Source organism: Microcoleus sp. AT3-A2, assembly GCF_036705685.1.
Lineage (GTDB): Bacteria > Cyanobacteriota > Cyanobacteriia > Cyanobacteriales > Microcoleaceae > Microcoleus.
Map to the genome: position 1 here is coordinate 1 of NZ_JAUBVF010000004.1, position 8680 is coordinate 8680.

General features: G+C 44.7%; 5 protein-coding genes. 2 read left to right on the forward strand and 3 right to left on the reverse strand.

Annotation, left to right across the window (positions count from 1 at the left end; genetic code table 11):
- The first annotated feature begins 289 nt into the window (after nucleotides 1-289).
- Nucleotides 290-1219, forward strand: a complete 930-nt coding sequence (locus QUB37_RS03990; RefSeq protein ID WP_333159326.1) for an ADP-ribosylglycohydrolase family protein — start codon at nucleotides 290-292, stop codon at nucleotides 1217-1219.
- Nucleotides 1220-1466: 247 nt separating this feature from the next.
- Entirely contained in the window at nucleotides 1467-3197 is a 1731-nt protein-coding gene (locus QUB37_RS03995; protein ID WP_333159328.1) for an NAD(P)H-quinone oxidoreductase subunit 4, read from the forward strand.
- Nucleotides 3198-3264: 67 nt separating this feature from the next.
- On the opposite strand, the gene QUB37_RS04000 is transcribed toward QUB37_RS03995, so the two are convergent.
- The 3 genes from QUB37_RS04000 to QUB37_RS04010 all read right to left on the reverse strand — a co-directional run bounded on the left by QUB37_RS04000 (nucleotide 3265) and on the right by QUB37_RS04010 (nucleotide 8461).
- The gene (locus QUB37_RS04000) at nucleotides 3265-4908 is read right to left on the reverse strand and encodes an NB-ARC domain-containing protein (RefSeq protein WP_333159330.1); all 1644 of its coding nucleotides are present in this window, start codon (nucleotides 4906-4908) and stop codon (nucleotides 3265-3267) included.
- Between the two features lie 448 nt (nucleotides 4909-5356).
- Nucleotides 5357-7321, reverse strand: coding sequence for an ABC transporter ATP-binding protein/permease (locus tag QUB37_RS04005; RefSeq protein ID WP_333159332.1), 1965 nt, complete (start codon nucleotides 7319-7321; stop codon nucleotides 5357-5359).
- A 300-nt stretch (nucleotides 7322-7621) separates the two neighbouring features.
- The gene (locus QUB37_RS04010) at nucleotides 7622-8461 is read right to left on the reverse strand and encodes a DUF1361 domain-containing protein (protein ID WP_333159334.1); all 840 of its coding nucleotides are present in this window, start codon (nucleotides 8459-8461) and stop codon (nucleotides 7622-7624) included.
- Nucleotides 8462-8680 lie beyond the last annotated feature (219 nt).

Below are 8680 nucleotides of genomic sequence, written 5' to 3' on the forward strand. Positions count from 1 at the left end.
TTACCCTATCTTTTTCTAGGCGATTTGTCTAGGATTGCCGGACTGTATGATTTTCAGGCAACCTGTCACCCCGTCAGGAGAAGTTCACAAATTTGGTATCGCTTGTGGACGAGATTTTTTTTTAATGAACCGCAGAGGGCGCAGAGAACACAGAGAAAGAGAATTAAGAGAATAGAGAAAGAGAGAATTTGACAAGTTTGGCATCGATTGTTATACAGGCAGGTACGATGCAGAGAGAAATGGTTTTGAATTCACTAGCGCTTACTAATTATTAATTTTCAATTATGTTATGCAGCAAATAGAACATTATCGCGGCAGTCTTCTCGGTTTAGCAGTTGGCGATGCTCTCGGAACAACTTTAGAGTTCTGTCGCCCCGGAACGTTTGCGCCTATTAACGATATGGTGGGCGGCGGCCCGTTTCGACTGCAACCGGGCGAGTGGACGGACGATACTTCGATGGCCCTTTGTTTAGCTGAAAGTTTGATTGAGAAACAAGGTTTCGATCCAGTCCATCAGTTAGAAACTTATGTGCGGTGGTGGCGAAATGGTCATTTGAGCAGCACTGGTGAATGTTTTGATATTGGCAATACGGTTCAACAAGCACTTTGGAAGTTTGAAGATACAAGAAAACCTTACTGCGGTTTTACCGATGCTCAGACTGCTGGAAACGGTTCGATTATGCGTTTGGCTCCCGTGCCTTTGTTTTATGCTAAAAATCCTTTAGAAGTCATAGAAAAATCTGGAGAAAGTTCGAGAACTACTCACGGTGCTGCTACTTGTGTGGATGCTTGCCGTTATTTCGGTGCTTTAATTGCGGGGGCGGTGAATGGAGTTGCTAAAGATGTGTTGCTTTCGGAAAGATATTGTCCGATTTCTGGATATTGGGCCGCAAATCCGCTGGTGGCAGAGATTGATGAGATTGCGGCGGGTTCTTTTAAGCGGCGACAACCTCCTGAAATTAAAGGTACGGGTTATGTTGTCAAGTCTTTGGAGGCGGCACTTTGGGCGTTTTACAACAGTTCTTCTTTTGCCGAAGGCTGTTTGTTGGCTGTGAATTTGGGCGACGACGCGGATACCACTGGTGCGGTTTACGGACAGTTGGCGGGGGCTTTTTACGGAGAATCTGGTATACCGGAAAAATGGAGTTCGCAATTAGCCGATCGCACTTTAATTGCATCTTTTGGCGAACAACTCTTGACTTTATCTCGATCGATCTGAATATTTACCCAAGTTTTCCACTGCAGGACAAAAGGGTAATCGGTCATCGGTAATTGTCAACCACTAAAGTGCGACTAATGACTCCTGACTAATAACTGGAAAAATTCTTGACTTTTGCAGCAAACTGTGCTTATATGATTTACCCCGTATTTATAATAATAAAAAAAATATTTACAAATCTTAAGTTTTTATTAAATTTAGTATTATAATCTTGGTAACTTCCAACTAAGTATTTTTTCTCACTATCATGATAGCGGATCAATTTCCTTGGCTGACCGCAATTGTCATCCTACCCCTCGTAGCTTCCCTCGCCATCCCTTTTCTGCCCGATACAGACGGCAAAACTGTGCGCTGGTATGCTCTAGGCGTAGGCATTGCAGATTTTGTATTAATGTGCTGGGTGTTTTGGACTCATTACGATCCAAGCATCTCTACTTTCCAAATCGTCGAGCAATATTCCTGGATACCTTCTTTAGGCCTCAACTGGTCTGTTTCCGTTGATGGACTGTCAGTTCCGTTGGTACTGTTGGCGGGATTGGTGACGACGCTATCAATCTTTGCAGCCTGGGAAGTTGATCGCAAGCCGCGACTCTTCTACTTCCTGATGCTGGTGATGTACTCCGCACAAATAGGAGTGTTCGTCGCCCAAGACATCATGCTGCTGTTCATTGTCTGGGAACTCGAACTAATTCCGGTGTACCTCCTAATCTCGATTTGGGGCGGACAAAACCGCCGCTACGCAGCTACCAAATTCTTGATTTACACCGCGGGCGCTTCCATCTTTATTTTGATAGCGGCCTTAGCAATGGCATTCTACGGCGGAGGCACCCCCACCTTCGACATGGTAGAACTAGGCTTGAAGGACTACCCACTGGGTTTAGAATTACTGCTTTATGCGGGATTGTTAATTGCCTTCGGCGTGAAACTGGCGATTTTCCCTTTCCACACTTGGCTACCTGATGCCCACGGTGAAGCATCTTCTCCCGTGTCGATGATTCTGGCCGGCGTATTGCTGAAAATGGGCGGATACGGACTGATTCGGCTGAATTTGGAACTTCTTCCCCAAGCACACGTTTACTTTGCACCGATTATGGCGGTGCTCGGCGTGGTCAATATTATCTACGGCGCGCTGAATTCCTTCGGCCAATCGAACATGAAGCGCCGCTTAGCGAATTCGTCGATTTCTCACATGGGATTCGTGTTGTTGGGTATTGCTTCCTTCACGGATTTGGGAATCAACGGGGCGCTGTTGCAAATGATTTCCCACGGTTTAATCGCCTCAGTATTGTTTTTCCTGGCTGGCGTTACTTACGATCGCACCCATACAATGATCATGGACGAGATGGGCGAGATTGGAAAAGTCATGCCGAAAGTGTTTGCCTTGTTTACCGTAGGTGCGATGGCATCTTTGGCACTCCCCGGAATGAGCGGTTTTGCTAGCGAATTGTCCGTGTTTGTGGGCGTCGCAACTAGCGATATGTACAGCGGTTCTTTCCGCGCGGTGACAGTGTTCCTGGCGGCAGTGGGACTGATTTTGACGCCGATTTATTTGCTCTCGATGCTGCGACAGTTATTTTACAACTGTGGGACACTAGCAGCTTGCGACCTTGAGGATCTCAATCTCCAGAATCAGAGAAACAATCTGGATGAAGCGGTTTGTTTCGGTAATAGTTGCGTTTTGCCTGGTGATGCACCGTTTATTGATGCTAAACCTCGGGAAGTGGCGATCGCATTTTGCTTTTTGATACCGATTGTCGGCATTGGTTTTTATCCCAACATGGCGATGCAAGTTTACGATGCCAAGACTGTCGCAGTCAACGCAGAAGTCCGCCAATCTTACATCCAAATTGCTCAACAAAATCCTCGGATTTATGCGAACCAACTTTTGGTTCCCAAAATTGCCCAAGCTCAAAAATCGCCTGCTTTGGACAAAATTACACGGTCTGAATCTGCATCTGTTTTTGGCATTCTCAAATAGTTTTATCGAATTTTGTTTTTGTTGAAAATTGGGCGATCGCTTTTGTCTAAGGGCGATCGCTTTTTTGTTAGCACTGAAGTTCTGAAATAATCTGCGCCAGATTCTCTTTAGCATATCCCACCTCAAGAATCGATTTCTCCTCCAGATGAGAGGCAACTTTGGTCAGGATATTTAGCGGTTCTTCAAAGCCTGTAGTTTTCGCAAACAAAACTTGCAGCCGATTTTTTACTAATGCTAAAATAGAGCTAATAGGCTCGCCTTTATCCCCTTTCCGTTTAGCAATGTTGATGCTCAATTTGTGAGTTTTCAACAGCCGCATTCTTTCTATTCCTTGGGTCTTAATCGTCTCCAAAACCTCCACTCGAATCTGATCGACTAATCTGTCGCTCACATATTGCACGATCAAAGGCTGAAGCATAAAAACAGTTTCCCCGCCCTCACTGACTTTGTCAATCAGCGAGCGACGACCCAGAGAATCGAGATTTTTCAGCAAATCCGAAAGCGATGAATTGACCAACATCTGCTCTCGCAAAGTCGCCAGGGAAATCGGGATTTGAGCAATAGCAATCCAGTAGGCAATCTCTTGTTCTGAACTCGACATTCGATCGAACTGCTGCGCGAGCAAATTGCTGATATGTTCTTCAATAAATAAAGCCGTAGCTTCCAAAAGCTTTAAAACATTCCCCTCAAAAAACTCGTTAATTGTTGTCGCTACAATCTTTAATGCTAACAGATTGCCTCCGTACCGGGATAACAAGATTTCCAACTCTCGATCTTGAGGAGACAAACCTTTTTCTTGGAAAATTTCCCGCGCTATTTCCTCGGAAATAGCAGGTTTTAAAGACCGCACTTTTTCTCCCGCCAGCAAAGCCAGTTCCGTAGGCTCTTCCGAACTAACTAGCAGTAAACAGCTATTGTGATTGACCTCACACAGTCGCACGATTAAATCTCGATATCCTTCGTAGTCTTCCCGGTAGTGCCCCGCTAATTCTTCGGGTCTGAGAACCGCTTCAAAATCATCTAAAATTACCAGACAGCGGTGTTTCCGCAGATACTCGACCAAGCGCGAAATTTTGCTGTTGAGGTCGATCCTCTTCGATGGCTCCGCTAACGGCACATCGGGTTTTTGTTGGTTAGAAAAAAGTTGAATTAAGCTTCCTAGGAAGTCGGATGGTGCGGGTGTCGATCGCAGCGATCGCCAAATCACAACATCAAACTCATTCTGTACCTGTTTTGCCAACTGCACCGACAGAGTTGTTTTGCCACTACCAGCCAAACCCAGCAGCGCTACCAGCCGACAATTATCTGATACAATCCACTGCTTTAAAGTAGTTAATTCTTCAGTCCGTCCGTAAAAAACCGAAACATCCGGTGCTTGGCCCCAATCTTCCTGTCGGTGTCCAATCGCCACCTTCAATAGAGAGCCTTTACCTCCACTAAAATCGCTCGTTCCCTGATCGGTGTGGTATGAAAACAGCAATTGATGCCTCAATTCCGAAAGCTTTCCAGGGCCGTTCCCCCCGATCTGAAACTTTTTGTAAACTTCGCCGAGTCTTTTGCGAACGGCGATGTCGCTAATGCCAAGCTTTGTGGCGATCGTCGCTGTAGATTGACCGTCTAGAGCCATAAACACAGTTTCTAACTCTGCATCTGTGACACCGCGCTGTTTGGCGATCGTTTGCACAAAGTTTTGAGGAATCGGAGTAGTCAAGGTAGGAATCTCGCCTATACTAAAAATCTATCTCCTATTATATTGTGTGAGTTCTCGCGGGAGAGCAATTGAATCGAATCTGCAAACGTTCAGCTTGCTTTTTGCTGTTTGGGCAGTTTTAGATATTTATACCCAATTATCGATTGTGATACCCGTTTAAAAAAATGCAACTCTAGGCCCGTGATCCAAACCCATACACAATCAGTCATTCCCAATTATTCAATTATTCAATTATTCAATTCTTTAATTATTTAATCTAAGATGGTATGAGGAACGGGGAGTTTATCGCCATAAATTGTTGCTGTCTCCCTACCCGTATAACCTATTGTAGGATGGGTGGAGACACGGCGCTTAATTTATAGCACCAAACCATAAATCTCCCACCGCACCACAACCCACCGTCAACCAACAATCGGGTAAATTCACAATTTTTGAAAGCAGCGCTGTATCAGCCAAAAATTGTCGCACTAGCGCGGTATTCTTGGGACGAAAGCAGCCGCCAACTTCCATCGCCCACAAGTTCCAAAACCTGCTGGTGATATTGCAACAAACTCATTCTGTGGCCGACACTTACAAACGTAGTTTCAGTGGCTTGCAACTGCTCGTATAAATGTTGCTCGTTCTTTAAATCCAAAGCACTTGTCGCCTCATCCAAAATAGCGTATCTCGGTTCCGTCAATAACAATCTAGCAAAAGCTAAACGTTGCTGTTCTCCCAGCGACAAAATCTCACCCCAATCTAAATCCGCATCAAAACCGCCCAATCTGTCCGGCAAATCTGCTAAATTTACTGATGCCAAAACGCAGCGCAATTTTTCCTCATCAACCTCGCTGCTGCTGTTGGGATAGAGAAGTTGCGATCGCAAACTACCCAAAATCATATAAGGACGCTGTGGCAAAAACAGCATTTCCCCCAATTCCGGCCGCGCCAAACGCCCCGTTCCCGATTCCCACAAACCCGCAATTGCCCGCAGCAAAGAACTCTTCCCAGCACCGCTTTGACCGACAATTAACAGTCCTTCACCCGGCTGCACTGCTACCGACAAATCCCTAATCAAAGTCTTTTGATGTTTCGGAGTATCTAAAGTAACGTGTTCCAGTGTCAACTGAGAATCAACTACTACATCTATCGCAGTTCCTCCTGCACGAGATACCGCCCTTTCGGCTTCCAAAGTATCTGTAAATACAGTCAAACGATTGATACTAGCTGCAAAAGAACTCAGCGGCTCAATCTGATTTACAATCACTGAAAAAGCGCTTAAAACCTGACTAAAAGCAAAACCTGCTTGAGTAATATCTCCAAACTGGATTTTGCCGGCAAAGTAAGCAGGAGCTAGAAACAAAGCCGGAATAATCACAACAGCATATCCGTATCCCGTGGTAAAATAATCCACATTTCGCTGCCAGCCAATTAGCAAATTAAAATTGCGGAATACTTCAACGAACCGCTGCTTTATTTGCGTAGATTCCTGCTCCTCCCCTCTATAAAAAGCAATAGATTCAGCGTTGTCGCGAATGTGAACCAGTCCGTAGCGGAAGTTAGCTTCTTTTTTGAGCTGGTTAAAATTAAGAGGTACTAATTTTTGACCAAAAATTAGAGTGGCGACAGTCCCCAAAATAGCGTAGATAATCAGGAAGAGCGAAAGTGGTTTGGAGATAGACCACAGGATACCTGTGAAAGATATAACATTAACTATTGAACCCAGTATAATCAGCAAGAAAGTCAAACTTGTCTGGGTAAATGATTTGACATCTTCAGAAATTCGCTGGTCTGGATTGTCTATTTCCTTTTGTGAATTTATGTCGTAATAAGCCCGATTCTGAAAATACTTATCCAGGAACTTATTTGTCATCCAATCTCGCCAGTAGAGACTCAATTTATCTCGGATATAGCGGTAAATTACCACAATGGGAGTGCCGACTGCAAAAACCCCTGCATACACAAACAGATACTTCCAGTAATTGAGCTGGTCTTTCTGAGCTAGTGCTGTGCTAAAAAAGTTACCGACGTAACTAATTATTACATTCAGACCGCTGACTGACAGCGACAAAAACAGCAGCAAAGTCAATAAAGCCCAGGGCTGCCTGTGTGCAGTCAATCTGTCTTTGAACCAGACAAAAGCACTGAAAGGAATAATTAGCATGAAAGCCACGATCGCAATTGCGGGCGAATTAATAATTCCTTTCAACAAAGTAACTAAGCCGGCAGCAATACTATTGACAAATTCGGGAAATAAGACTTGAGTACCCAAACATACAGCGCTGACGAACACAAACATCGCAGCGAAGAGAAATATCAACAACAGCGCTACTAATCCTAAAAATATTCTGCCACCCCCAGGCTCTAAAGGATAAAAGTAAGGCTGAGCGATCGCAATAAATCTCTGCCACAACTGACGGTCAAATCGATTCATCTTTGCTTTTTACAGAACAACTTCGACTTTTCTAACATATCAAGTTTTATTACACATTGCGGCAGTAATTTATTCAAGAGTTTAGGTAAAAAATTGGTATTACCGAAAGACTGATATAGCATTAGTCTTTCGGCAGTCGCATCTGAACGCACTTACGCCCAAGACAATAAAAGCAAGAGTTTCAGCAATTAAAAACATTCTCATCGTCAGGCCCCTTGCTACATTTGCAGAGCAATTAGGCCGGGAGATCAAAAAAGTTAAGACGTTAGCTGTGGAGAAAATGTCAAATCTCAAATCGCTCTAACTGGAAGAAGTTGCGCTATCGCCGGCCAAGTCCGACTGCAATTTACTGCTATAAAATCGCTGGCTAATCCCTAAAAATACTTGTTTCATTACCCAATACAAAACAGCAATTACTACAAAAGTTACAGCCATTACTAAAACCGGACGCTTGCCAATCAAATCGTTCATTATGGTGTTAACCAGCGCATCGGGGTTAGTAAGAATGTCCCAAGTGTTGAAGCGGATAAATCGCCCTAAATAAATTCCGATCGCCGAAAGTGCGTGTATAGTTATCTCTGTTCCCAGGATAAATTTACTCCAACCCTGTTGCTTCAAATAGTAACCCAGATTCATCACCGACAGTACGTAAGCCCCAAACCCGATCAGCATAAACGCCAGATACTGCGGGATCAAAGCTAGAGTCACAGTCCACACCGAGTTCCCCTCTTTAATCTGCTCGATCAGGTGAATGATATCAGTTAAAACATAGGGCGCATTGGGCAAAAATCCGATAAACCAGAAAAAGCCGCCCCACCACCGGAGAGAGCGAACTCCGCGCTGCCGCAGTACCCAGATGTCTACAGCCATCAGTGCCAGTGTAATCGCGATCGCCCCCAAAACGTAAGTTTTGCCGACATCTTGCACAATATGCCTCAGATAGCCTAAAACAGAGCGCGTACTGGGCAAAAAAGTAGCGCCCAGGAGAAACGCCGTACCCCACAGCAGCCAGCGCGATCGAGGTTTGCGGAACAGCCAAAAACTCAGGCCTAGCGGTACTAAACCCAAAAACAAATTCCAAGACATCCAGCGGACATTGTGTCCCATTGCTTGCAGGGCTTCCAGGATTAATCCCATCATGTCAATTTTTATACAATTAAAGGTTTGATGCAGCACCGCTTCGTTAGCAGCTTCAGTCTATTTTAGTCGTTAACTTGTAGGGTGAGTCAGGTTATGACTCCGGGCGCAGCGCCTGAAAATCAGGATATGCTGATGCACCCTACCACTGTAGAGTCAATCTAAAATCTAAAATCTAAAATCTAAAATCGACTGACGCACCCTACCACTGCGGAGTCAATC

Bases quoted from the DNA above. Each gene is read 5' to 3' on its own strand.
- QUB37_RS03990 (WP_333159326.1), top strand. From the start codon at position 290: ATGCAGCAAATAGAACATTATCGCGGCAGTCTTCTCGGTTTAGCAGTT.
- QUB37_RS03995 (WP_333159328.1), top strand. From the start codon at position 1,467: ATGATAGCGGATCAATTTCCTTGGCTGACCGCAATTGTCATCCTACCC.
- QUB37_RS04005 (WP_333159332.1), bottom strand. From the start codon at position 7,321: ATGAATCGATTTGACCGTCAGTTGTGGCAGAGATTTATTGCGATCGCT.
- QUB37_RS04010 (WP_333159334.1), bottom strand. From the start codon at position 8,461: ATGATGGGATTAATCCTGGAAGCCCTGCAAGCAATGGGACACAATGTC.